General features: G+C 59.9%; 2 protein-coding genes. Both read right to left on the reverse strand.

Going from position 1 to position 1,962, the window contains the following annotated elements:
- A partial coding sequence (locus tag PKE99_RS37340; RefSeq protein ID WP_271215003.1) for a hypothetical protein occupies positions 1 to 844 on the reverse strand: 844 nt, incomplete at its 3' end.
- A gap of 208 nt (positions 845 to 1,052) precedes the next feature.
- The gene (locus tag PKE99_RS37345; protein ID WP_306470792.1) at positions 1,053 to 1,781 is read right to left on the reverse strand and encodes a DUF4365 domain-containing protein; all 729 of its coding nucleotides are present in this window, start codon (positions 1,779 to 1,781) and stop codon (positions 1,053 to 1,055) included.
- Positions 1,782 to 1,962: the final 181 nt, after the last annotated feature.

The following is a 1,962-nucleotide window of genomic DNA, read 5'->3' on the forward strand; positions in this document are numbered from 1 at the left end:
CAGCGTGGTATTCATCCGGATCGGACAGGCGAAGACGGAGCTTCTGTGCGTTCGGGGGCAGGGTTTCCATTCCGAAGACCCCGGGACCGCCAAGTTCCTTCTTTGTAAGTAGGTGAACGCGTCCGACAATGGTGGACTCCATGTCTGTCTCGACCTCGGCAGACAATCGATTGGACGCTCGCTCAAGTACAGGCGTGTCAGCTGCCGTGAATGTGAATTTGGACTCTCTCGACTGCGCGTCGGTTGCCTCGTAAGAGATCCACTCTAGGGCGACCTCCCCCTCGTCGGAGTTCTTGGTTATCCCTTTCAGAGCGGTCAGGAGGTCGAACGAGATTCCGCTACTTACCCCTGCCTCGAATCCTGACAAGCTACCCGAGGAGTGGAAATGCTCGACTGCCTCCTGTGTTGCCTCAAGTGCTCGACCAATTGCAAGGGTTACTTCACGCGCTGGTGCGGCCTCGGTGCCGGGCAACGATGCCAGATCGAGCTTAGAAGAGGTCAAGGCTATGGGAGTATCAACAGGCGCATATGCCGTTACGACATAGCTGCCGACAGCAGTCTGCCCCATTAGAACGTTGTCCAGATATCTGCCTGCGAACTGTCCGAACCTGTTGCTGAAGCGCCGTAAGCGGCTGATGTGCGACTTGGCGCCAGCAACCAAGGTCTGTCGCGCTGAGCGGACTAGCTCCTCGCCGTCCCGCCAGCCAATGAGGCCAGGCGGCGCTGCGCTCTCCTTGCGGAAGTGGAAGGCGTCAGCCTGGCCCATTTGGAGACGTGGTAGCAGGTCGATGGATCGGGCCGCGGGTAGGCGGGAATCTACAAGCTCCGCCAGTGCGGCTGTCATCAGCTCGGAATAGTCGGGAGCGCGGGTGTCGAGCGGAATCAGAAGCGACCAGCGGTCAGGAATCAGACCTTGATCGCTGAGGGGAGGGCGGAGGCGTTCATATAGCCCGGCACGTCCTCCGACGGTCGTCCAGCCTTCGTTTCGAAGGGTAAGCAGGAATTGCCTCGGGTCGACTTGGGAAGACGTGAGGGGAAGGGGGCGAGACATCCTAGATCGCCTCGCCGCGCTCGACCCTATCGAGCATCGCGGTCAGGGAATCTGCGTCGAAGATGTTCCTCGTCGGGATGCGAACAGAGGGAGATTGAACCCCTTCTGCAGCCGTCTCGCCTTCCAGATTGAGGAAATAGCAGCAGTTGCGCACCTCGAGGGCGTTATGCGATGACTTGCTCCAGTCTGCTTGAGCGAGTTCGGTCGCCATCACCAGCAGTATCGCCTTTGTCGTTGTCCGACGCATTGCGAGCTTCTCGAAGTAGATGCGCTTCTTGAACTGATAGGAAAAAAAATCCTTGGAGGGGTCCGGCCGAACCTGCGTCGTATTCTTGAGCTGCGCCATGACGACGACTTCTTCATTGAAGTCGCCGCGGCCGGGTCGGATGATTCGTACGTCGGTGCCATAGACGTCGCGTTTGATAGGCTCCAGCGTGCAACCAGCGGTGGCCGCAACGGCGGCCACGTAGCCCTCCTGAAGTTGCTCCATACACGTCGTGAACGTGGAGTCGATGACTGGAAGCACGTTCTTCTGGCGAGTAGGCACGCACGTCCTTCGTACGGGTAGTGAACTGTGTGCGACGCGTGACCGTCGCACGGCAGTTACGTCTCCGCGACGGCCACCTGCGTTACCGGTGTTACCTGTGATCTTCGCCAAGAGGAACCGTGTGTGCCTCGGCTGAGTCGCCTGCACGCGGTCGAGTGGGTTCGAGATCAACAGCGTGTCCATCGCACCCCCTCTGCCTGGTCAGCGACTTCCTAGCAAGGGTCACCGACAGTCCCGCTGTACTCAACGGTTCTTACGCCTGCTCGGCACACAGGTTCACCAATCGGCTTACATGCCCTCGCCGGGCGGGCAGATCACAGGATGGCGGCCCGTGCCATCCCGACGACCTCCCGGGGAGGACCAC

Origin of the sequence: Pseudonocardia halophobica (genome assembly GCF_027922425.1) — a bacterium.
In the GTDB taxonomy this organism is placed as follows: Bacteria; Actinomycetota; Actinomycetes; order Mycobacteriales; family Pseudonocardiaceae; genus Pseudonocardia; species Pseudonocardia halophobica.

Coding starts and splice junctions, on each gene's coding strand:
- PKE99_RS37345 (WP_306470792.1), bottom strand. CDS start 1,781: ATGGACACGCTGTTGATCTCGAACCCACTCGACCGCGTGCAGGCGACT.